Annotated in this window: 21 protein-coding genes and 2 pseudogenes; 18 read left to right on the top strand and 5 right to left on the bottom strand. The window is 56.9% G+C overall.

Annotation, left to right across the window (positions count from 1 at the left end):
* Nucleotides 1-37 precede the first annotated feature (37 nt).
* From MR935_RS06665 to MR935_RS06675, 3 genes are all read left to right on the top strand, one after another.
* Complete coding sequence (locus MR935_RS06665) at nt 38-1,495, top strand: N-acetylmuramoyl-L-alanine amidase (protein WP_290572135.1); 1,458 nt, start codon at nt 38-40, stop codon at nt 1,493-1,495.
* A 19-nt stretch (nt 1,496-1,514) separates the two neighbouring features.
* Nucleotides 1,515-1,919, top strand: coding sequence for a C-GCAxxG-C-C family protein (locus MR935_RS06670; RefSeq protein ID WP_290572137.1), 405 nt, complete (start codon nt 1,515-1,517; stop codon nt 1,917-1,919).
* 152 nt (nt 1,920-2,071) lie between these two features.
* On the top strand, nt 2,072-2,281 hold the full coding sequence (locus MR935_RS06675) for a DUF6514 family protein (protein WP_290572139.1): 210 nt from the start codon (nt 2,072-2,074) through the stop codon (nt 2,279-2,281).
* A 64-nt stretch (nt 2,282-2,345) separates the two neighbouring features.
* Here MR935_RS06675 and MR935_RS06680 read toward each other — a convergent pair whose 3' ends face one another.
* From MR935_RS06680 to MR935_RS06690, 3 genes are read right to left on the bottom strand one after another with little or no spacing between them, the layout of a single operon-like run.
* Nucleotides 2,346-2,912, bottom strand: coding sequence for a chromate transporter (locus MR935_RS06680; RefSeq protein WP_290572141.1), 567 nt, complete (start codon nt 2,910-2,912; stop codon nt 2,346-2,348).
* Nucleotides 2,909-3,451, bottom strand: a complete 543-nt coding sequence (locus MR935_RS06685) for a chromate transporter (protein WP_290572143.1) — start codon at nt 3,449-3,451, stop codon at nt 2,909-2,911. Before MR935_RS06685 ends, MR935_RS06680 begins: the two co-directional genes overlap by 4 nt.
* A 37-nt stretch (nt 3,452-3,488) precedes the next feature.
* Nucleotides 3,489-3,857, bottom strand: a complete 369-nt coding sequence (locus MR935_RS06690; RefSeq protein WP_290572145.1) for a VOC family protein — start codon at nt 3,855-3,857, stop codon at nt 3,489-3,491.
* Between the two features lie 181 nt (nt 3,858-4,038).
* Here MR935_RS06690 and MR935_RS06695 point away from each other — a divergent pair, with 181 nt between their 5' ends.
* The 6 genes from MR935_RS06695 to ftsH all read left to right on the top strand — a co-directional run bounded on the left by MR935_RS06695 (nt 4,039) and on the right by ftsH (nt 11,908).
* Nucleotides 4,039-6,036, top strand: coding sequence for a DHH family phosphoesterase (locus MR935_RS06695; protein ID WP_290572147.1), 1,998 nt, complete (start codon nt 4,039-4,041; stop codon nt 6,034-6,036).
* Nucleotides 6,037-6,087: 51 nt separating this feature from the next.
* On the top strand, nt 6,088-6,534 hold the full coding sequence (gene rplI, locus MR935_RS06700) for a 50S ribosomal protein L9 (RefSeq protein ID WP_290572149.1): 447 nt from the start codon (nt 6,088-6,090) through the stop codon (nt 6,532-6,534).
* A gap of 147 nt (nt 6,535-6,681) precedes the next feature.
* Nucleotides 6,682-8,052: a replicative DNA helicase gene (dnaB, locus tag MR935_RS06705; RefSeq protein WP_290572151.1), complete on the top strand. Its 1,371-nt coding sequence runs from the start codon at nt 6,682-6,684 to the stop codon at nt 8,050-8,052.
* Between the two features lie 4 nt (nt 8,053-8,056).
* Nucleotides 8,057-9,391: a tRNA lysidine(34) synthetase TilS gene (tilS, locus tag MR935_RS06710; protein WP_290572152.1), complete on the top strand. Its 1,335-nt coding sequence runs from the start codon at nt 8,057-8,059 to the stop codon at nt 9,389-9,391.
* Nucleotides 9,392-9,409: 18 nt separating this feature from the next.
* Complete coding sequence (hpt, locus tag MR935_RS06715) at nt 9,410-9,952, top strand: hypoxanthine phosphoribosyltransferase (RefSeq protein ID WP_442863023.1); 543 nt, start codon at nt 9,410-9,412, stop codon at nt 9,950-9,952.
* A 30-nt stretch (nt 9,953-9,982) separates the two neighbouring features.
* Nucleotides 9,983-11,908 carry an ATP-dependent zinc metalloprotease FtsH gene (gene ftsH, locus MR935_RS06720; protein ID WP_290572155.1) on the top strand — a complete coding sequence of 642 codons (1,926 nt, stop codon included), beginning with the start codon at nt 9,983-9,985 and terminating at the stop codon, nt 11,906-11,908.
* Nucleotides 11,909-11,953: 45 nt separating this feature from the next.
* On the opposite strand, the gene MR935_RS06725 is transcribed toward ftsH, so the two are convergent.
* Entirely contained in the window at nt 11,954-13,288 is a 1,335-nt protein-coding gene (locus MR935_RS06725; RefSeq protein WP_290572156.1) for a sodium-dependent transporter, read from the bottom strand.
* A 228-nt stretch (nt 13,289-13,516) separates the two neighbouring features.
* On the opposite strand from MR935_RS06725, the gene MR935_RS06730 reads away from it, so the two are divergent.
* The 7 genes and pseudogenes from MR935_RS06730 to MR935_RS06760 all read left to right on the top strand — a co-directional run.
* Nucleotides 13,517-13,957, top strand: a complete 441-nt coding sequence (locus MR935_RS06730) for an ACT domain-containing protein (RefSeq protein WP_290572158.1) — start codon at nt 13,517-13,519, stop codon at nt 13,955-13,957.
* A gap of 35 nt (nt 13,958-13,992) precedes the next feature.
* Nucleotides 13,993-15,204: a homoserine dehydrogenase gene (locus MR935_RS06735; protein ID WP_290572160.1), complete on the top strand. Its 1,212-nt coding sequence runs from the start codon at nt 13,993-13,995 to the stop codon at nt 15,202-15,204.
* 14 nt (nt 15,205-15,218) lie between these two features.
* Nucleotides 15,219-16,109 (top strand): homoserine kinase, encoded by an 891-nt coding sequence (thrB, locus tag MR935_RS06740; protein WP_290572162.1) that lies wholly within the window; start codon nt 15,219-15,221, stop codon nt 16,107-16,109.
* A gap of 57 nt (nt 16,110-16,166) precedes the next feature.
* The gene (locus MR935_RS06745; protein WP_290572164.1) at nt 16,167-17,375 is read left to right on the top strand and encodes an aspartate kinase; all 1,209 of its coding nucleotides are present in this window, start codon (nt 16,167-16,169) and stop codon (nt 17,373-17,375) included.
* A gap of 91 nt (nt 17,376-17,466) precedes the next feature.
* Nucleotides 17,467-17,655, top strand: coding sequence for a hypothetical protein (locus MR935_RS06750; protein WP_290572166.1), 189 nt, complete (start codon nt 17,467-17,469; stop codon nt 17,653-17,655).
* Nucleotides 17,656-17,817: 162 nt separating this feature from the next.
* Entirely contained in the window at nt 17,818-18,975 is a 1,158-nt protein-coding gene (locus tag MR935_RS06755) for a helix-turn-helix domain-containing protein (RefSeq protein WP_290572168.1), read from the top strand.
* Between the two features lie 242 nt (nt 18,976-19,217).
* Nucleotides 19,218-19,648 (top strand): annotated as a pseudogene (locus MR935_RS06760) (IS5 family transposase); the annotation flags it as partial.
* Between the two features lie 222 nt (nt 19,649-19,870).
* Here MR935_RS06760 and MR935_RS06765 read toward each other — a convergent pair.
* Nucleotides 19,871-20,908 carry an ETX/MTX2 family pore-forming toxin gene (locus MR935_RS06765; protein WP_290572170.1) on the bottom strand — a complete coding sequence of 346 codons (1,038 nt, stop codon included), beginning with the start codon at nt 20,906-20,908 and terminating at the stop codon, nt 19,871-19,873.
* A 584-nt stretch (nt 20,909-21,492) separates the two neighbouring features.
* On the opposite strand from MR935_RS06765, the pseudogene MR935_RS06770 reads away from it, so the two are divergent.
* Both MR935_RS06770 and MR935_RS06775 read left to right on the top strand, forming a co-directional pair.
* Nucleotides 21,493-21,852: pseudogene (locus tag MR935_RS06770) on the top strand (IS5 family transposase); the annotation flags it as partial.
* The coding region (locus MR935_RS06775; RefSeq protein ID WP_290572179.1) for an antirestriction protein ArdA at nt 21,844-22,103 on the top strand (260 nt) is incomplete at its 3' end. The pseudogene MR935_RS06770 and the gene MR935_RS06775, both read left to right, overlap by 9 nt.

The following is a 22,103-nucleotide window of genomic DNA, read 5'->3' on the forward strand; positions in this document are numbered from 1 at the left end:
TGCCAGTATATCCATTCGAACGGCATGGAGGTATATTATGCGTATCAAACGGACGGTCATATTGCTTGGCGCGCTCCTGTTCATGACGGCGGCCGCGGCTGCCGCCGAGGTGCGGATCGTTCCATCGACCCATCAGGTGCAGGTCAACGGGCAGCCGGTCAGTCCGCAGGCCTATAATATTGACGGCTACAACTATTTTAAGCTGCGGGACATCGCCTCGCTGCTCAACGGAACGGCCTCGTCCTTCGATGTCACATGGGATGCGGCCACGCAGGCGGTCGATCTGCTCAGCGGGCGGGCGTATACCGCGGTGGGCGGGGAGCTGACGAGCGTGCCGGCGGAATCGCTCCGCGTGCAAAGCTCGACCGCCAAGGTGCTGCTCGACGGCAGCGGTGTGGAGATGCAGGGCTACAATATCAACGGCAACAACTATTATAAAATCGCGGATGTATCAGCCGCGGTGGGCTTTGCCGTGGGGTTTGAAAACACGACCAAAACCGTGCAGATCAAAACGGTCACCGCGCCTGCCCCCGACCCCGAACAGGAGCCCGCGCCCGCGCCCGAACCTATGCCGGAACCCGAACCAGCGCCGGAGCCCGCACCCGCACCCGAACCCGTGCCGGTGTTCCAAGCCGGTGTGTATCAGGTCAAGGTGGACACCTTTCTGACCATCCGTACCGGTCCGGGGACGCACTACACGATGAGCGGACGGCTGGACAATGGCGCGGAGATCGTGGTGGACAGCATCACGGATGGCTGGGCGCATCTCTACGCGGCGGACAGCACGGCCTCGCGCTATTGCAGCGCGGACTATCTCATCCGTATGCGGGATTATACCATCGAGGTGACCGACGAGCCTGCCCCTGAGCCGCCTCCCGAGCCGCGCACCTCGCATCTGGACGGCAGGATGACCGTCATCGTCGACGCAGGGCACGGCGGCAAGGACATCGGCGCGCACAATGCGGATAAAACGCTTGACGAGAAGCATATTAACCTGTATGTGGCGCAGTATTTGCGGCAGTATCTGGAGCAGGCGGGTGTCCATGTCATCATGGTGCGCGAAACGCTCGAGGAAGGCAGCTCACTTTCGCTGCGCGGCACGGTGATGGAGCAGTACGCCGAATCCGCCGACCTGTTCTTCAGCATCCACCACAATGCGGCTAACACGGTTGCGCGCGGCGCGGAGATGCTCGCGCAGGTGTCGGACAAGGAGGGCGGGCCGAGCTACCTGCTGGCCGAGGCGATGCTGGAGGAATACCGTATGCTGGGTTTGCCCCTGCGCCAGATCGTGTTCCGCGAGGGTGAGAGCGGCGATGATTATTATTATACCAATCGCGTGGCGGCATCGTTGCAGATCACTGCGTTGACGAGTGAGTTTTGCTTTATCGACAACGAGGAGGATCAGCAGTTTATCGACAGTGAGGAGGATTGGCAGGCGCAGGCACGCGCGCAGTGTAACGCGATCTTATATTATTTTGGACAGGTAGAATATTGATAAAGGAGTGTGCGAACAAATGACAGAACGGGCACGGCAGGCACAGATCCTGCACAACAAGGGCTACAACTGCGCGCAGGCGGTGGTCTGCGCCTATTGCGACCAGTTTGGCGTGGACGAGGAGACTGCGTACAAGATGGCAGAGGGCTTTGGCCTTGGCATGGGCATGATGGGGGTCTGCGGCGCGCTGACCGGTGTGTTCATGCTGGCCGGCCTGCAGGGCAGCGCGGGCTGCGGGCAGCCCGGGAAGACCAAGGCGAAAACCTATCAAACGGCCAGAGAGATCGGAGAGGCGTTTGAGCAGAAGAATGGCACTATCATCTGCCGCGAGCTGAAGGGTGTGGCGGACGGTGTCGTGCGCCGCAGCTGCGCAGGCTGCATTGAGGATGCCTGCGCGTTGGCCGAACAATTAATGGAAAAATAAGGAATATTCTGGGAAGAGTGTGCGAACGGCTGTAATTTTTTATGCGCAATTTATATATAATCGACAATTATCGACAGACAGAAGCGCAGCGGGGGCGTAAAATAATATATGCAGCTATTAATTTTTATTAACATAAGAAGGAGGGGGCAGGCATGGTTCGCTATGTCGTAATCGAGCAGCGACAAAATAATCGGGTGCAGTATGGTATCGCGGCTTACGACAGCACGACGGTTGTGATAAGCCTGAATGATATTGCCGAAACCTATGAAGAGACGCTTAGGCTGAGTGTCATGCTGCAAGAGAATGGTGTTGCTGCGGAGCATTTCAGCGATATCATCGAGGATTATCTGGCAAGAGAATAGGGGGGTAAGGCGAAAACGGCGGAAAGATGTTCTTTCCGCCGTTTTTGTCGATGGGGCAGATGTCCTAAAACTGAAAGAGCACACCGCACACCGCCCCGGCAAGGATGAATAGAATGGGGTGCAGCCGGGGCAGCTTTTGGATGCCGACCGACAGCAGCAGAAATAACGCAATCGCGGGCAGGTTGAGCACGGCGATAAGGCTGCCGAGGCCGTTCCACAGCTCGGTATGGAGCAGAGAGGAGACAAATACCTCGAGCATCGCGCCGAAGACCAGTCCGGCCGAGGCCGGGCGCAGTCCGTAAAAGGCACGGGTGACGAGTGTGGAATCGCGAAAGCGCCGCAGCGCGCGGGAGACAAAGATGATGATGACGACCGAGGGCAGCACCAGCGAGCAGGTAGCGACCACTGCGCCGGGCAGACCAGCCGCATGAAAGCCTGCGTAGGTCGCGGTGTTTACGCCGATCGGCCCGGGTGTCGATTCGGATACCGCGATCATGTCCAGCAGGTCGTTCGACGTAAACCACGGGTACTGCTGTGCGATCGCTTTGAGAAAGGGCAGCGTGGCCAGACCGCCGCCGACCGCGAACAGGCCGGTCTTAAAAAACTCCCAGAAAAGCTGTAAATAAATCATGCGCGCCGCCCCCGTATCACGCCGGTCAGGATACCGGTGGCCGCCGCCAGCACAATCATCAGCACGGGAGACGCCCCAAGGAACGCGACGGCGGCAAAGGTGATGAGCAGGATGAGCGCGGTCACGGTATCAGTCACACCCTTGCGCGCCATTTTCCACACGGCTTGCAGAACGAGCGCACATACCGCGATACGGATGCCGGCAAAGGCGTGCCGCACGGCCGGCAGATGGGCAAACTGCCCGATGAACGCCGCGATCACCGTGATGATGGCCAGCGAGGGGACGAGCAGCCCGGCGGTCGCGCAGATAGCGCCGCGCACACCGTGCAGCTTATAGCCGATAAAGGTCGCGGTGTTGACCGCGATCACACCCGGTGTGCATTGGCCGATGGCGTAATAGTCCATCAGCTCGTCCTCAGTCGCCCAGCCGCGGGCATCCACCACCTCGCGCTGCAGGATGGGCAGCATGGCGTAACCGCCGCCAAAGGTGCACACGCCGATGCGCGCAAAGGTGAGAAACAGATCAAGATAGGGGTTCAAAAACAACGCTCCTCTCGTTTGGGGTGGCAGAGCCGGCTTATTTTGCAGGTACGATTTCGAGCCAGTATCCATCGGGATCGGCGATAAAATAAATGCCCATCGCCGGGTTTTCATAGCAGATGCAGCCCATTTCGGCGTGGTGGGCGTGGGCGGCGGCGAGATTGTCCGTTTGAAACGCAAGGTGGAACTCGTTGTCACCCAGATTATAGGGGCGCTCCCAGTCGCGCAGCCATGTCAGCTCAAGGCGGTGCGCGGATTGTCCGTCGCTGAGAAACACGATGATAAAGCTGCCATCCTCGGCGGTGCGGCGGCGCGCCTCGGTCAGACCGAGCGCGTCACGGTAGAACGCCAGCGAGCGGTCAAGGTCGCGCACGTTCAGGTTATTGTGTGCAAAGGTAAACTGCATTTTTTATCCTCCGTTCAGGTTAAGTCTGTCCTTACTGTATCACGTTTGATGCAAAAACACAATCATCGCAGGGGATTTTTAGGATGGGTTCCACAGCCATCGCAGAGGATTTTTGTTTACATTGTTGCCAACCGATGATATAATTAGTCTGCATATTTGCGTCCGAAAGGGGGGCGGGAATTTGAAGAAATCATTTCATATCACCAATCAGACAGGATATACGCTGTTCTTTGTCCTGTTCCTGCTGTTTGCGGCGGGAGGCTTGTTTTACTCCGTGCCGTACGGTCTCATCGGCATTGCGATCTGTGTTGCGCTGCGTCTGGTAACACAGCGCCTTGCGGGCGAGGAAGAGCATCGGATGCAGGAGCTGATGCACAATATCACCATCGAGGGGGGCGAGATACACCCGAGCGTGGTGCGCTCGCCGCTGGCGACGGTTGTGGCGCTGGCGACGACAGGTGAGATCGTCTGGTGCAACGAAGCCTTTGCCGAGATCACCTCGGGCCTGAGCGGTGCGCGCCATATGCGCATCACCGAGCTTGCGCCGACGTTTGAAACGCGCTGGCTGATTGAGGGTAAGACCGAGTTCCCCGGCGAGCTGCGCATGGGGCGGCGCGCCTATCATGTGTTCGGCAGCATGGTGCCGAGCGGCGCGGGGCAGATGATGATGCTGCATTTTATCGACTGCACTGCGTTCGTTCGCTTGCGCGACGAGGCGGAGACCCGCCACCCCGCGCTGGCGATCATTGCCATTGACAACTACGAGGAGCTGATGAAGAACGCCAACGATTCGGAGAAATCCGCGATTTTGGCTAATATCGACAAGCGCCTGTCCGACTGGACGCAGGACTGCGGTGCGGTGCTGCGCAAGTTCGACCGGGACAAATACATCTTCATCTTGGAAAATACCGAGCTGGAAAAGCTGGCCGCGCGCAAGTTCTCCATCCTGCAGGAGGTGCGCGAGATACAGAACCACGAAGGCGTGATCGCCACGCTGTCCATCGGCATCGGACGGGACGGAGAAACGCTGGCTGAGAGCTACCAGTATGCCGGGCTTGCGATCGACATGGCGCTTTCACGCGGCGGCGATCAGGCGGTCATCAAAAACCGGTATGCCTTTGAGTTTTTCGGCGGTCTGAGCGAGGAACTGGAAAAACGCACCAAGGTCAAGAGCCGCGTTGTCGCCAACGCGCTTACCCAGCTCATCCGTGATTCGTCGCAGGTGCTCGTCATGGGGCATCGCAACAGTGATATGGACGCGATCGGCGCGGCGGCCGGTATGGTTTGCGCGGCGCGCGTCAAGGGCAAGCCGGTGCACATTGTGGTCGACCGGGAGCGGACGATGGCGGGCGACCTGATCGCGCGTCTCGAAACGCTGCCCGAATACAAGAATGTGTTCATCAGCGCGGAGGACGCGATGATCATGTGTGATTTCAACACACTGCTGATCGTGGTGGACGTCAACCGCCCGGGCTATGTGGAGAGCGAAGCGCTGCTGCAATCTATTAATAAGGTCGCGGTGGTCGATCACCACCGCCGTGCGGCCGATTATATTGAGAACGCCGTCGTGTCGCTGCACGAACCGTATGCCTCCTCGGCGTCTGAGCTGGTCAGCGAGCTGCTGCAATACATGGTGCCAACGAGCAGCATTCAAGTCGGTGAGGCCGAGGCCATGCTGGCCGGTATTTATCTGGATACCAAGGGCTTTTCGACCCGCACGGGGGTGCGCACCTTTGAGGCTTCGGCCTATCTGCGCCGCGCGGGCGCGGAGGTGAGCGATGTCAAGCGCCTGTTCCAGTCCAGCTTTGACCAGTATATGGAGCGGCAGAAGCTCATCTCCTCCGCACGGGATTGCGGGCAGGGTGTGATCTTCGCGCTGACCGATGAGGAGGTCGACCGCGTGGCGGCCGCGCAGGCAGCGGACGAGCTGCTGTCCATCATTGGCACGCGGGCTAGCGTCGTTGCCTTCCGCAGCGGGGCGGACATGGCCGTTTCGGCGCGCGCCGCGGGGCAGGTCAATGTGCAGCTGCTGATGGAGCGGCTGGGCGGCGGCGGCAATCACTCGGCGGCGGGCGCGCAGCTGAAAAGCACCACGCCGGACGAGGCCGATCGCATGATTACCGAGGCGATACAGGGCTATTTTGCCGATCAGCAAAGCGAAAAACAGGCGGGTGCGTAACGTGCCGCCGTTTCCGAATAAACGTATTTTCAGAAAAGGAGCAAGCACACCATGAAAGTGATTCTCACCGCAGATGTGAAGGGAAAGGGCAAAAAGGGAGATCTGATCGAGGTCAGCGAGGGCTACGGCCGCAATTTTCTGTTGCCGCGCGGACTGGCGGAGGCCGCTACCGCGGACAATCTGAACGTTAAGCGCGCGCAGGACGAGGCACATGCCCGCAAGGTCGCGCTCGAGCAGCAGGCCGCGCGCGAGGCCGCGGAAAAGCTCAAGGTCAGTCCGGTCAAGGTACCGGCTAAGGGCGGCGCGGGCGGACGCCTGTTCGGGGCGGTCACCTCGAAGGAGATCGCCGAGGAGCTGAACCGCCAGTACGGCTTGCAGGTGCCCAAGCAGAAGATCGTGCTCGAGGAGCCGATCAAGACCTTTGGCATACACCGGGTCAAGGCCAAGCTGTATCAGGATATCGCGGGCGAAATTCTGGTGCAGGTCGTGGAAGCGTAAAACGAACCGGGAAAGAGCTGGAGAGGGATGGATATGGGCTTGGCTGTATGGATAGCGATTGCGGCGGCGATCATAGGCGCATACACAGCGGTGTATTTTGCATCGAGGAAGTAGCGGAACCTGATTTTTAGGTCGAAGGGCGGGGGTGTGGAATTGGATGAGCTTCTTGCGCGGCAGCTGCCGCAGGATCTGACGGCGGAGCAGTCCCTGCTGGGCGCGATGCTGGTCGATCCGGGCTGCATTCCCGCAGTCATCGAGCAGGTGCGCGCGGAGGATTTTTACGCGGACGAGAACAAGCGTATTTTCGAAACCATCTATTCGATGTTCAACGGCGCGCAGCGCATCGACGCGGTCACTATCCTTGATATGCTGACCCGCATGGGTTATTACGATGAGGCAGGCGGGCGCGCTTACCTGATGCAGCTGATGGAGATCACGCCCGGCGCGCGCAACGTGGGCGAGTACGTCCGCATCGTGCGGGACAAGAGCCTGCTGCGCCAGCTGGCCGAGGCTGGCGGCGAGATACAGGCCAACGCGCTCGAAGCGCGGGGTGAGGCTGCGAGCATCGCCGAGCTGGCCGAGCAGCGCATCTACAATATCCGGCAGGGACGGGAGATCAAGGGGCTGTCCCGCTTGAGCGAGGTCATCGCCGAGCTGTATACCGAGCTGGATGAGCGCGCCAAGTCGGACAGCGATATCCCCGGCATGTCCACCGGCTTTCACGCGCTCGATACCGCGCTGACCGGACTGAACAAGTCCGATCTTATCCTGATCGCGGCGCGCCCCGGCATGGGCAAGACGGCGTTTGCACTCAATATCGCGCTTAACGCGGCCAAGGCCGTCGTTAAGGACAAACCCAAGGGCGATAAAAAGGGCACGGGCGTGTGCGTGTTCCAGCTTGAGATGGGAAAGGAGCAGCTGGCCAGCCGCTTTTTGTCGAGCGAGGCGCTGATCGAATCCCAAAAGCTCAAGACCGGCAATCTGGACGGGGACGATTGGGTCAAGATCGCCCGTGCTTCCGGCGTGCTGGCAAGGCTGAATATCTATGTGGACGATAATCCGGCCATCACCGTGGCCGAGATCAAGGCTAAGTGCCGCCGTCTGGGGGACGAGCTGGGCCTGATCGTGATCGACTATTTGCAGCTGATGCATGTCGGCGGCCGCCGCACGGAAAACCGTGTGCAGGAGGTCGCGGAGATATCGCGCTCACTCAAGATTATGGCCAAGGAGCTGAACGTGCCGGTCGTGTGCTTGTCTCAGCTCTCCCGCGCGAGCGAGCAGCGCTCGGACAAGCGTCCGATGCTGTCCGACCTGCGTGAATCGGGCGCGATTGAGCAGGATGCCGATATCGTCATGTTCATCTACCGCGACGATTATTACGATGACGAATCCGACCAGAAAAACGTGGCCGAGATCATCATCGCTAAAAACCGGCACGGCGCGACCAACACCGTCGAACTGCAATGGATCGGCCAATATACGACCTTTTCCAACCCTGATCGTATCCATGGAGATTGAGCATATGCTGGACACGGTAAGGCGCACGATCGCCGACTATCAAATGCTTGCTCCGGGTGAGCCGGTGCTTTGCGCGCTGTCCGGCGGGGCGGACTCGACCGCGCTGCTGCGTGCGCTGCTGGCGCTGGGATATCCGGTGCGGGCGTATCACCTCAACCATTGCCTGCGCGGGCAGGAGGCCGAGCGGGATGAAGCCTTTTGCCGCGCGCTGTGCGGCGCACTGGGCGTACCGCTGACGGCCGAGCGTGTCGATATACGCGGAGAGGCCGCGCGCAGCGGGCAGAGTATCGAGACGGCGGCGCGCCGTGTGCGCTATACGCGGCTGGCGGCGCTGGCGCAGGGCGGCAAGATCGCTACCGCCCACACGGCAGACGATCAGATCGAGACCATGCTGTTCCATCTGGCGCGCGGCACCGGGCCAAGGGGGCTGGCGGGTATTCCGCCGGTGCGCGGGCAAATCATCCGCCCGCTGATCGAGGTCGAGCGGGCTGATATCGAAGCCTATCTGGCGGCGCTGGGGCAAGTGTTTGTGATCGATAGTACCAACCAGACGGACGACTACACGCGCAACCGCATCCGGCACGGCGTCGTGCCGCTCCTGCGGGAAATCAACCCCGCGCTGTCGGACGCGGCGGCACGGCTGGGCCGTCTGCTGCGGCAGGACGACGCCTGCCTGACCGAGCAGGCGCGCGATTTGACTGATGCGGCGGCTGAAGGTGAAGGTGCGTGGCGCGTGTCCGTGCTGCGCGCGGCACATCCGGCAATCCGCTCGCGCGCGCTGCGGCGGCTGGCAGCGGTATGCGGTGTACCGGCGCGTGACTTTGCCGCCGTTCATGTGCGCTCGCTCGAGCAGCTGCTCGAAACGGACGATCCATCGGCTGTGTGCAGCCTGCCGTATGGCTATCGCGCATGGCGCGAATACGAGTTGCTGCGTATCAGCCGCGCGGAAATGCCTGCGCCGCTGGTGGAGGTTCTGCTTTCGGTGCCTTTTGCCGGCGCGGTGTGGGATGGCAGGGTCAGGCTGTGCATACGGCAGCTTGAAAAAAACGAAGTTTTTTACAAAACATTCAATACTTTTTGCGTGGATTGTGGTACAATATCCTTTGGTACACTATGCGTTCGTCCGCGCAGGACGGGCGACCGGCTTCGGCTGACCGCGAACGGCGGGAGCCGTTCGCTCAAAAAGCTGATGATCGACCGCAGGATACCGCGGCAGCGTCGCGCGCAGTTGGCGGTGATCGCGGATGAGAACGGGCCAATCGCCGTGCAGGATATTGGTATGGATATAGCGCGCGCGCCGCAGGGCGGCGCGCGGATCGAAATAAAAATTGAGGGGTAACAGCTTATGGGAGTTGACATGAGAGAGGACATTAAGGAGATCTACTTCACCGAGCAGCAGATAGCGGACAAGGTGGCTGAGCTTGGCGCACGCATTACAGCGGATTACCGCGACCGGAATCCGCTGATCGTCAGTGTGCTCAAAGGCTCCTATGTGTTCATGGCCGACCTGACCCGGAAGATCGACACGCCAAGCAACATTGATTTCATGGTCGTATCGAGCTATGGCAAGGGCACCAAGACCACGGGCGAGGTGCAGATCATCAAGGATATCGAGCAGCCGATCGACGGGCGTGACCTGTTGATCGTTGAGGATATTCTTGATTCGGGCATCACGCTGCATTATCTGATGCAGATACTGATGGCGCGCGGCGCGAACTCCATCCGCCTGTGTACGCTGCTGTCCAAGCCCGCCCGCCGCAAGGTGGATGTCAAGGTCGACTATCTTGGTTTTGAGATTCCGGATGAGTTTGTGGTCGGATACGGCCTCGACTACGCTGAGAAATATCGCAATCTGCCGTATATCGGCATTCTCAAGCCGTCTGTTTACGGCGGCGAATAAATACGAACAAGAAAGAGGTGCTATGTCGATTTGAAAGGAAAACTCAGGGGCCTTGGCCTCTATCTCATCATATTGGTGTTTCTGCTGGCGGGCGTCAGCTATGTGGTGAGTCAGGCGCAGCAGACCGAACCGTTGACCTATCTGGATGTTTACAACTATTTTTCAAACGGTGAGGTCGACCAGTTCCGGGTCGAGAACAATACGCTTACCATGCACCTGCGCGGGCGGGACCGCGTGGTCAGCTACGACCTCAATGGCGCGGCGTATTCTATCTGGTGGGCGCAGCTCGGCGCTACCATCACCGAGCAGATGGACAACGGCACGCTGACACAGGTGGATATCCTGACTGCGGAGATGCCGTGGTGGGCGCAGTTTTTGCCGTATATCATCCTGTTTGTGCTGCTGGGCGCATTCTGGTATTTTATGATGAACAAGCAGTCGGGCGGCGGCGCGGGGCCGATGCAGTTCGGCAAGGCGCGCGCCAAGCTTGCGCAGGATGATAAGCGCAAGGTGACGTTCAACGATGTGGCCGGTGCGGATGAGGAAAAGGCCGAACTGCAGGAGATCGTCGAGTTTCTCAAGAATCCGCAGAAATTCGTGCAGATCGGCGCGCGCATCCCCAAGGGCGTGCTGCTGGTCGGCCCTCCGGGCACGGGTAAAACGCTGATCGCGCGCGCCGTCGCGGGCGAGGCAGGCGTACCATTTCTGTCGATCTCCGGCTCGGACTTTGTCGAGCTGTATGTTGGCGTGGGCGCTTCCCGCGTGCGCGACTTGTTTGAACAGGCTAAAAAGAACGCGCCTGCCATTGTATTCATTGATGAGATCGACGCAGTCGGCCGCCAGCGCGGCGCGGGTCTCGGCGGCGGCCATGATGAGCGCGAGCAGACGCTCAACCAGCTGCTGGTCGAGATGGACGGCTTCGGTGCGAACGAGGGCGTTATTGTCATCGCTGCGACCAACCGCAAGGATATTCTGGATAACGCACTGCTGCGTCCGGGTCGTTTCGACCGTCAGGTCTATGTCGGCGCGCCCGATGTCAAGGGGCGTGAGGCCATCCTCAAGGTGCACGCGCGCAACAAGCAGTTCGACCCCGATATCAAGTTTTCGGACATCGCCAAGACGACGGCGGGCTTTACCGGCGCGGATTTGGAAAACCTGCTCAACGAGGCGGCGCTGCTGGCCGCGCGGCGCAACAAAAAGCTGATTTCTCAAGAGGAGATCGAGGAGTCGCTGCTCAAGGTTGTCATGGGTGTGGAGAAGAAGAGCCACATCATCACCGAGCAGGACAAGAAGCTGACCGCGTATCACGAAGCTGGTCACGCGATCTGCTTCCATGTGTTGCCGACGCAGGACCCCGTACACCACATCACGATTATCCCGCGCTCGTCGGGCGCAGGCGGCTTTACCATGCCGCTGCCGGAGGAGGATCAGGCGTATCGCACGCGCAAGTATATGGAGGAGTATATCATCGTTTGTCTGGGCGGCCGCGTGGCCGAGCAGCTGACGATGGAGGATATCTCGACCGGTGCGTATGGCGATATCAAGCAGGCGACCCAGATGGCGCGCGCCATGGTCACCAGCTATGGCATGAGCGAAAAACTTGGTCCGATTGACTACGGTTCAGATAACGGCGAGATATTCCTCGGCCGTGACTTTGCCGCGGGCAAGGGCTATTCGGAGGTCAAGGCTGCCGAGATTGACGAGGAGATACACCGCATTGTGGAGGAAGCGCACCACGCTTGTGAAAAGCTGCTCTCTGAGCATATGGACGAGATGAAGCGCGTGGCGGAATATCTGATTCGCAACGAAACGATGGACGGTGAGACTTTCGTCAAGGTCTTTGAAGGCGAAACTGTGCCGGATAAGGTCGTGGGCGAGGATCTGATTACTGAGCTGGACGCGGAGAAATCCGAAGCAGCGGACAAACCCGAAACAGCGACGAATAAAACAGAATAAGCAAAAGCCCACGGCTATGCCGTGGGCTTTCTATCAGTTGTGGGATCAACCGATGCCGCCCGGTATTACAAAGCTGCATACAACGACTACCGCTGCGAGGAACACATAAACATATTTGGCCAGCGGCGCGAATGCGCGGCCGAGGGGCTTGCCGTCACGTCCCTGCATCAGCTCCTGACGGATGGAGGGCACGCCCAGCACCCAGTAGATCATCACCGCGCCGAGGATCGCGCCGATTGGCACGATGTAGATCGTGATAAGATCCATCCAGCGCCCCATCAGCGGCTCATATTCGATCAGCAGGCCGGCCGCCAGCGTAGCCGCACCGGACAGCAGAACGGCGGCCCTGCGGGGCAGCTTCAGGCGCGTCTGCGCGGCTTCAGATACGGCCTCCAGCATATTGGCGAGCGAGGTGATGCCGGCAAACAGCACCGAGACAAAGAAAAACAGTGCGAACAGCCGTCCCAGCGGCATTTGCTGAAATACGCGGGGCAGCGTGATAAACAACAGCTTGGGGCCTGCCGCTGGGTCAAGGCCGAAGGCGAACACCGCGGGGATGACTGCGAAACCTGCCAGCATGGCGGCGCAGGTGTCCAGCAGGGCGGTGACGCACGAGGAATGTACGATATCCTCCTGCTTGGAGAGATAAGAGCCGTAGATGATCATGCCCGAGCCTGTGACCGAAAGTGAGAAGAACGCCTGTCCCATCGCCATGATCCACGTGTCCAGACGCAGTAGATACTGCCACTGGGGCACAAGCAGATACCGGTAGCCCGCCGCTGCGCCGGGCAGAAAGGCAACGCGCACTGCAATCAGCAGGAACAGCAGGAAGAATGTCGGCATCATGATCTTGTTGATTTTTTCGATACCGCCGGAAACGCCGAGGATGAGGATGGCAGCGGTGATGACCACAACGGCCACATGCCACGGCACACTGGACAGATGCGCACCGCTCATCTGGGTGAAAAAGGTCTCCGGCTCGGTGTGTATCAGCGCGCCGGTGAGTGCGCCAAACGAACTGCGCAGCACCCAGCCGACGATGATCGCGTAGCCAATGGCGATACCAAGCGAGCCGAACAGCGGAATAGAGCCGAGCAGTGCGCCCCCGCGCTTGCCGCGTGTACGCATTGCGTATTCATAAGAGCCGATCGGGCCGGTGCCGGTCAGCCGTCCGAGGGCAAACTCACCCGACAGGCCGACATAGCCGAACAGCGCCACGAACAGTAAATAGGGGATAAGAAAGGCCGCGCCGCCGTATTGGCCGGTGCGGTAGGGGAACATCCAGATGTTTCCCATGCCGACCGCCGAGCCGACTGCCGCCAGCACAAAGCCGAGCTTTGTGGTGAAGGTACCGTTGCCGCTTGATGTTTGATGCTTCATACTTCTCTACGCTCCGTTTTTATTTGACAGCTTTTTATAGTATAGCACAAAAAACACCCATAGACCATGCACGTTTTGTCCAAAAAGCGGAAATGGTTTGGTCAATTTCATCAAAAGGGTGGGCGGAAAAAGGAGAAATTTATCAGTTATCCTCTTGCTTTGCGCGGTGTGTTATGGTATGATAGGAAAGCGTGAAAAAGACACTTGTCTTTTTGGGGAGGACAACGCATGGTAAAGCCAAAATACTATCTCGTCGAGCGTACCCTGCTGCCCGAGGTGTTCCAGCGCGTGATCGAGGCCAACGAAGCGCTTGCCTGCGGCAAAGCTGCGACCGCGAGCGAGGCGGCTAAGCTCGCGGGGCTGTCACGCAGCGCGTACTATAAGTATAAGGATGGCGTGCGCCCCTTTTTTGAGGCAACGACCGACCGCATCGTCACGTTTCATTTCATGCTGCAGGATCAGCCCGGCGTGCTGTCGAGCATTTTGGGACTGATGGCGGACTCGGGCGCCAATCTGATGACCGTCAACCAGTCGGTGCCGATGCGCGGGCAGGCATCGGTCACGATCGCCGCGCGCACGGGTGAGATGCAATATTCGGCGGAAGAGCTGCTGCACCGCGCGGAAGCGCTTGAGGGTGTCAGCAAGGTTGAGATACTCGCCTCGGAATGAGCCAATTAAACAACATGACGGAGGAATAAAGGAATATGATAAAAGCAGCAGTTATGGGTCACGGCACGGTCGGCTCAGGCGTGTATGAGGTGTTCGAGATGAACGCCGAAAAGATTGCGCGCGTGGCCGGCCAGCCGGTCGAGGTCAAATATGTGCTCGATCTGCGCGATTTTTCTGCGCTGCCTTACGCAGATAAATTCGTGACTGACTTTTCGGTGATCGAAAACGACCCGGAGATTGCCGTTGTGGCCGAGGTTATGGGCGGCGTGGGCGCGGCGTATGAGTTTACCAAGCGCTGCCTGCAGGCAGGTAAGAGCGTGTGTACCTCCAACAAAGAACTGGTCGCCACGCGCGGCGAGGAGCTTTTGCGCATTGCCGAGGAAAACGGCGTGGGTTATATGTTTGAAGCATCGGTTGGCGGCGGCATTCCGATCATCCGCCCGATGCTCCAGTGCCTGGCCGCCAATGAGATCAACGAGATCTGCGGCATCTTAAACGGCACGACCAACTACATCCTGACCCAGATGATCCATAACGGCGTTACCTTTGAGGACGCGCTTAAGCAGGCGCAGCTCAACGGCTACGCGGAAAAGGACCCGACCGCCGATATCGAAGGGCACGACGCCTGCCGCAAGATATGCATTCTGTCCGACCTTGCACTGGGCGACAAGTTTGACCCCGATCAAGTCTGCTGCGAGGGTATCACAAAGATCACGCTCGAGGACGTTGCCAATGCTGATAAGCTGGGTTGCGTAATCAAGCTGCTCGGCCGCATGGTGCGTAATGAGGACGGCACAGCCTATGCCTATGTCGCGCCCCATCTCATTCATAAGGAAAGCCCGCTTGCCGCGGTGGAAGATGTGTTCAACGCCATCATGGTAAACGGCAACGCGACGGGCGAGGTCATGTTCTATGGCAAAGGCGCGGGCAAGCTGGCGACTGCTTCGGCGGTCGTGGCGGATATGCTCGACTGCATCGAGCACAGAAACAACCGCCGCCGCATCCTGTGGGGAGACGGCTCCAAGGGTTTGCTCCGCCCGCTGGATACGCTGCAAAGCGCGTGGTATGTCCGCTTCAAGGGCAAGCTGGCCGATCTGGAGGCGCGGCTGCCGGTCGAAAGCGCGGCGGAACCGGCGGAGAGCGTCTTTGTTGTCAAAACGCATAAGCTGTCCACCGCGGATATGCAGGCGCGTATCACTGCGCTGAACGCCTGCGGCGAGGTGCGCGCAGCCATGCGTATGCTGTAAGGGGAGGGAAGAAAATGGTTCGTGTGACCGTACCCGCGACAAGCGCCAACATGGGCTCCGGCTATGACAGCATCGGCATCGCGCTGGAGCTGTACAACATCATCGACCTTGAGGAGAGCGACCGAATTGATATTTCGGACAAAAACGGTCAGTTCGTACCCAATGATGCGCGCAACCTGATTTACCAATGCGCTAAAAGGGTGTATGATGAATGCGGCAAGCCGCTTGCCGGTATGCGCATCATCGAGGACTGCGCTATTCCGCAGACGCGCGGCCTCGGCTCGTCCTCAGCCTGCACAGTGGCGGGCATCATGGGCGCAAACGCCCTGCTGGGCGAACCGCTTGACCGGCAGGCCGTCATCGACCTCGCCGCGACCATCGAGGGGCATCCGGATAACTCGACGCCGGCTATTCTCGGCGGCTTCTGCGTCGCGCTGCTCGAGGAAGGCCGCGTCTGGCACGTGCGTGTGCCGGTGCACGGCGCGATTGACTTTGTCGTGTTCATCCCGAATTTCAGACTATCCACCGAAAAGGCGCGCGCCGCGCTGCCTAAAACCATTGCGCACCGCGACGCGGTGTACAATTTAGCGCGCGCCGCGCTGCTGGCCGGTTCGCTGACGACGGGCAAGCTGGAAAACCTCGACGCCGCGACTGGCGACTGCCTGCATCAGCCCTACCGCTTCGGCCTTATCGAAAACGGCGCCGACATCGTGCGGGAGGCTAAAGAGCTGGGGGCGCTGGGCGCGTTTATTTCGGGGGCGGGCCCATCCATCATCGCGCTGGTCTACAAGGGAGACCGGGATTATCTGGCGCGCGCGCAGGCCATCTGCGCGGAGAAATACCCGCGCTGGAAGGCTGTGCAGCTGCGCTGCGACGAGGTCGGCACGACGGTCAAGTTCATTTGAGAGGGGTTGGCCCACGCATTGCGGGGGCAGGCCATATAAGGAGGAAACAGTAACAGTATGAGTCTTATTGTGCAAAAGTTCGGCGGCACTTCGGTGGCCGATACCGAGCGCCTGAAGAATGTTGCGGACATTGTGACAAGCACGGCCAAGGCCGGTAATCAGGTCGTGGTGGTCGTTTCTGCGCAGGGTGACACGACCGATGACTTGATCGCCAAGGCGGCCGAGCTGAACGACCATCCCTCCAAGCGGGAGATGGACGTTCTGCTCAACACGGGAGAGATGATCTCGATGTCGCTGCTGGCCATGGCGATCCAAAAGCTGGGCTTTTCGGTCGTTTCGCTGACCGGCTGGCAGATCGGGCTGGAAACCAACTCCAACTATTCGGACGCGCGTATCAAGCGCATCGTGGGCGACCGGCTGAAGGCCGAGCTGGATAACGGCAAAATCTGTATCGTTGCGGGCTTTCAGGGCATCAACAAGCTGGGCGATGTGACCACGCTTGGCCGCGGTGGATCGGATACGACGGCCGTCGCTATCGCGGCTGAGCTGGGCGCTGACCTGTGTCAGATATACACCGATGTGGATGGCGTGTACACGGCTGATCCGCGTATCGTGCCTACGGCGCGCAAGCTCGATGCGATCACGTATGATGAGATGCTCGAGCTGGCCTCGCTCGGCGCGCAGGTGCTGCACAACCGCAGCGTTGAGCTGGCGAAGAAGTATAATGTCGACCTTGAGGTCGTTTCGAGCTTTACCCGCAATCCGGGTACCAAAGTCAAGGAGGGTTCTAACATGGAAAAACTGAATGTTTCGGGCGTTGCCCGCGATAATAACTGCGCGCGCGTTGCGATCATCAACGTGGACGATACCCCGGGTACGGCGTTCAAGGTGTTCTCGCTGATGGCCAAGCACAATGTCAACATTGATATTATTCTGCAATCGGTCGGCCGGGACAATAAGAAGTCCATCTCGTTCACCATTCGGCAGGACGACGCCGAGCGTGTCGGGCAGATCCTGCGCGACAGCGCCGAGATGCTCGGCTATGAGGATGTTTCCATCAACACGCAGGTTGCTAAGGTGTCCATCGTCGGCGCGGGCATGGCCTCGGCCGCAGGGGTGGCCGCTAAGATGTTCGAGGCGCTGGCCATGGCCGGCATCAACATCCGCATGATTTCTACCTCGGAGATCAAGATATCCGTGCTTATCAATGAGGAGGACAGCGAGAAGGCGGTCAAGGCTATCCATGACGAGTTTTTTGGCGAATAAAATTATTGACATAAAATTATCAATCTCGTTGACAACAGGATATCCAGGCAGTATAATGAATATAGCAACCGACAAGAAAGGGAGATAATTTATGAAAAAACTTTGGTGCCTGTTCCGACGCCGCAGTGCGACCGGCTCGGAAAAATTCTGCGTTGCGCTTTCGGAGACCGAAGGCCGTGTGCGCGCCTGCCCCTATGCAACGGAGGATGAAGCAAAGGAAAAATGCCCGGAGTACGCCTATAATGACCGCCATGAGGGCGAGGACGAGGGCATAGAGTAAGCTGTTACATAGCATTTTCCCAGCCCCGAAAGCGCAGTCTTTCGGGGCTTTTTTTCGGAAAAGTCCGTGTCAACCGCTGGTTGACAAAGGGAAACGTGGGGTTGGTGGTGTTTTTTCGGTTTTTTGGCTATGCTGGAAGCGCAGAAAAGGGAGGTGGACAGTATGATTGCAGGAGCAAAGGAGGTGGACAGCATGACAACGGGAGAGAAGATCGCGGCGCTGCGCCGCGAAGCTGCGCTCAGTCAGGAAGCGCTGGCCGACCGGCTGGGTATCTCGCGGCAGGCGGTATCCAAGTGGGAGGCCGATCAGGCTGTACCCACGATGGATAATCTGATGGAGCTGAGCCGTATCTTCGGCGTATCGGTCGACAGCCTGCTGCGGCCGGACAGCGAGCTGCCCACAAGGGACGATGTGCAGGGGGAGACGGCGGGAGGCAACGGCGCACCGCCGCAGTCCCCGGGGCTGAGCAAGCGAGCCAAAGGGTGCATCCTTGTGCTGGTCATACTGCTGTGCGCGGGCGCGGTGTGCAATGCGGTCACGCTCGTCTGGCTGGGCAGGCTACAGCGTGAGGTGGGCAGGCTACAGCGTGAGGTGGATGCTATACCGCGCGGCAGCAGCACTATTTATGTGCCCACACCGAGCATTGCGGAGAACGCAGAAGAGTTGGGTGAAATGGCGGATGTGCGCGTTGACTATGCGCTGGCGGCCTCCGACCCGACGCAGTTGTCACTCCAGATCAGTGCCATGCCGCGTGAGGTGGATGCCGATGAGACAGCACAGTTCAGCATCCAGGGCGGCGCACACAGCATGACGGTGGACGCAGTTTACGAAAACGGCTACTATACCGGTGGGGCGCTGCTGCCGCTGGCCGATTGCGTGTCCATCTATCTGCTGTTGCACAAGGATGGCACGACGCGTAATCTGCTGGTTAAATCGTTGACCGAACTGGAGAACCAGTTCGGCCTTGATGTGGCACTTGAATTTAATGAAGGTAGTGGGTTGCACTGGTCGGCAGGGCAGGGCAGCGGCCTGACCGGGCGGCTGGTCATCAAGATAGCCAGCCATGGTGCACCGCCCACAGTCTATCCGGTCTCCGGCCGCGTGGTGCTGTATGTGAACGGCAAGGAGTATGACAGCGTGCCGGTTGATGATATCACCGCTCGCAAGGATGAATGGCTCGATCCGGAGATAGTGGGCTACGCGACGATGTACTACTATGTTGATCTGCCGTGGAAAAAGATTAATGCACCGGTTGAGCAGGTCACTTGGGGAGTCGAGCTGATCGACAGTCTAGGTCGTGTGATGCAATATGAAATATGAATGATGAAAAAACCGCCCTTTGGGACGGTGACTTATGTTTGTCTTATTGGAGTTGGTCGAGGACAAGAATTATTTTGTTCTGACAGCCAATGTGGATCAGCAATTCCAGTTGGCGGGTTTCGATTTGGCATTGCCTCACCGCCACAGAGAATATAAATGCCTTCCACCATGGAACAAATCAGATAGTGTTTGCACGAGTAATGAGATATAATGGAACTGCCAATAGAAAAAGAGGTGTTCCCATGCCTGATGAACAACAACGACACGATATGAGCGACAAAACATGGAATCTGCTGAAAGCATACCCGCCTGGACAACCGGGTCAGTGAGGTGGTATAGTAAAAGATATTCGCCAGTTTAGCAACGGAGCTTTCCGGATATTACGCACCGGAGCACCGTGGTGGGATTTACCGCTGTGCTGTGGGAAATGGGGGACTGTGTATCAACGGTTCCGCAGATGGCGTGACAAAGGCATCTGGGAGAAGTTACGGAAAAGCTTGATCGATGAACCTGATTTTGAATGACCCATGATTGATGCAAGTTATTGCAAGGTACATCCGCATGCAGCCAGAGCGAAGAGAGGAAATCAGGACATGAGCCGTATAAAAGGGAGTTCAATACCCAGATTCACCTTGCTGTGGATGCAAATAGTATGCCGGTCAGAGTACTTATTTGGCTTAACTCATGTAAACATATTTAGTGGATATTAACGAAATAATCGTTGAACTGGTAACGAAGAACAGAATGTATATGATTTGACGGGAAAGATATCAAGTACCTGCAAAGCCTGCAATTCCGGGCACAAGACTAAACAGGGGCGCGCTGCCGAATCAGCAGCGCGCCCTCATTTAGCATACTACAGCAGAACGACGAATTTTCACAATAAGCATCCGTCTCAGTTGTACCAATATTTAGGAAAACCGTAAACATGTTGAGTGGGGTATTTCACATCAGAAGCGTTGGGATTATTCCTGTTTCTGGTAGCGATGCCTTCCATCTCGGTACTCCTTGATCTGCCAGTTTTTACATCCTTTACAGTAACATAGAGTTCAGCACCGACGGAGGCGGTATAAGTACCTTTTCCTTCAATATTGATGCTTCCATCGCTATTGGGAACTATACCAAGGAAATATGTTCCCTGTTCCATACTTCCTTTATTGCCACCATACTTATTTGCTAAATCCGCTAAATTGTATGTGTAGCCATTGTAAAACGCAAACATCCATCCATAATAATTATTGCGTGCCTGAAATTCTACGCTGCCGCTCTCAGAACCAACTAATTGGCCTTTCAAAGCCACATTGCCTGTTATTTTTGCTTTTTTCAAAACAACTGATACCTCTACTGTTGTATTCGCTGGAACTGCAATCTTTTGAGCTTCAACAGTATGCGTCACTGTTCTGGCATTCGTATTTGTAGTCGCCCTGCTGAAATTATATGAGGAAGTAAGCGCAAGCCCTGTTTTCCCAACGAAAGGCACCTGAAAATTAGCCGAAGCATTCACTGACGTGCCGACAGCATGTGTTGTAGTGGTGGTAACAACATCCTGAACAGATTCAGAAAAAGACTGTGTTGTCAATGTCTGCTCCTGACTCGAGTTATTCGTAAGTATAGAACGACCTATATAAACAGTCTCCCCCCCATCATAATCGATCTGAGGAGTTCCTACGAGGGTTACTTTTGTATTATTCAATTTAAAAGTGTTTGTTTTAGGATAAACTGTGAACCGCAATTCTTTGTCCTTCCACCTGGAATTGCCGTTGCGAACTTCTTTAAGTTTTTCGTATCCCGCTATTTGTCTTGCCTGATTTACAATTTGATCAACACTGCTCATGGTATTAGCCGCTAAGGCTGTTTGCATCCCTATAGATGACAGAAAACCTCCAAGCACAAAACAAACCATCATTTTTTTTACTTTTGGATTTTTTATCATTTTGACACCTCTAACTTTCTCTTCATACTACTGTAGTTATCCGACTGAAACAAAAATTATCTCAGCACGCCCCTCCTTTCTAAAGTTTATTAAAAACATTTACAAAAAGAATAATACATCCTTTATGTAAATATCTTTCTCTAGGCCTAGCATCCATTGAAGTCAGTATTCCACTCCCATCAGCCAGACCAATCTGATGGATATGCGGCTCTTGCTGTTTTCAAATCACAAGGTGAGAGCCACTTAGAGCATATCATATAATGGGAGGAAATGGAATAAATTATTAAACGAAACAACAAAATTTGTAAAAATGGTTATAATTACTTTATGAATTATAGTTATATTGCACAGGCTCATTCATGATTATTATGCAGATTTCGGAGTTATCAAGAAAAGTTTAGCCTCAAAGTGCAAGGGAACCTCTGAATAAACATAGGTTCATGAAGATTAAGCGCCCGTTTAGGCTGAAAACGGCGAGCAATGAGACTACCCCAAACTTTGTGTAAACCTCCGATGAGGTGTAAATAGTGTTTGCACGAGTAATGAGATATAATGGAACTACCAATAGAAAAAGAGGTGTTCCCATGCCTGATGAACAACAAGGACACGATATGAGTGACGAAACATGGAATCTACTGGAAGTCCACCTGCTTGGACAACCGGGTCAGTGCGGTGGCATAGCAAAGGATAATCGCCAGTTTAGCAACGGAGCTTTCTGGATATTACGCACCGGAGCACCGTGGCGGGATTTGTGGCCGTGCTGCGGGAAATGGCGTACTGTATATCAACGGTTTCGCAGATGGCGTGACAAAGGCATCTGGGAGAAGTTACTGGAAATCTTGGTCGATGGACCTGATTTTGAATGAATCATCATTGATACAAGCCATTGCAAGGTACATCCTCATGCAGCCGGAGCGAAGGGCGGAAATCAGGACATGAGCCGTCTGGGGATGTGCCCGGAACAGGGCGTTGAAGTTGAGGAATATCTGAAATTCCCCACGACTGTTGAAGAAGTGCAGGCCTTTTTTTCCCGGATCGGCATAGACGGAAAACACTATGAGGAATACTTCATCACCGATTATCAGAGTGATGTGCTGGGACTGTATGACCACCTCGGAGAATACGAAAGCCTTGACGAGTTAAATTACTTGGCGCACCTTCTGGAAGAAATGACCCCGGACGAGCTGGAAAAGCT

Source organism: Agathobaculum sp. (assembly GCF_022775115.1).
GTDB lineage: Bacteria > Bacillota > Clostridia > Oscillospirales > Butyricicoccaceae > Agathobaculum.

Coding starts and splice junctions, on each gene's coding strand:
- MR935_RS06665 (WP_290572135.1), top strand. CDS start 38: ATGCGTATCAAACGGACGGTCATATTGCTTGGCGCGCTCCTGTTCATG.
- MR935_RS06670 (WP_290572137.1), top strand. CDS start 1,515: ATGACAGAACGGGCACGGCAGGCACAGATCCTGCACAACAAGGGCTAC.
- MR935_RS06675 (WP_290572139.1), top strand. CDS start 2,072: ATGGTTCGCTATGTCGTAATCGAGCAGCGACAAAATAATCGGGTGCAG.
- MR935_RS06680 (WP_290572141.1), bottom strand. CDS start 2,912: ATGATTTATTTACAGCTTTTCTGGGAGTTTTTTAAGACCGGCCTGTTC.
- MR935_RS06690 (WP_290572145.1), bottom strand. CDS start 3,857: ATGCAGTTTACCTTTGCACACAATAACCTGAACGTGCGCGACCTTGAC.
- rplI (WP_290572149.1), top strand. CDS start 6,088: ATGAAAGTGATTCTCACCGCAGATGTGAAGGGAAAGGGCAAAAAGGGA.
- tilS (WP_290572152.1), top strand. CDS start 8,057: ATGCTGGACACGGTAAGGCGCACGATCGCCGACTATCAAATGCTTGCT.
- hpt (WP_442863023.1), top strand. CDS start 9,410: ATGAGAGAGGACATTAAGGAGATCTACTTCACCGAGCAGCAGATAGCG.
- MR935_RS06725 (WP_290572156.1), bottom strand. CDS start 13,288: ATGAAGCATCAAACATCAAGCGGCAACGGTACCTTCACCACAAAGCTC.
- MR935_RS06730 (WP_290572158.1), top strand. CDS start 13,517: ATGGTAAAGCCAAAATACTATCTCGTCGAGCGTACCCTGCTGCCCGAG.
- MR935_RS06735 (WP_290572160.1), top strand. CDS start 13,993: ATGATAAAAGCAGCAGTTATGGGTCACGGCACGGTCGGCTCAGGCGTG.
- thrB (WP_290572162.1), top strand. CDS start 15,219: ATGGTTCGTGTGACCGTACCCGCGACAAGCGCCAACATGGGCTCCGGC.
- MR935_RS06745 (WP_290572164.1), top strand. CDS start 16,167: ATGAGTCTTATTGTGCAAAAGTTCGGCGGCACTTCGGTGGCCGATACC.
- MR935_RS06750 (WP_290572166.1), top strand. CDS start 17,467: ATGAAAAAACTTTGGTGCCTGTTCCGACGCCGCAGTGCGACCGGCTCG.
- MR935_RS06755 (WP_290572168.1), top strand. CDS start 17,818: ATGATTGCAGGAGCAAAGGAGGTGGACAGCATGACAACGGGAGAGAAG.
- MR935_RS06765 (WP_290572170.1), bottom strand. CDS start 20,908: ATGATAAAAAATCCAAAAGTAAAAAAAATGATGGTTTGTTTTGTGCTT.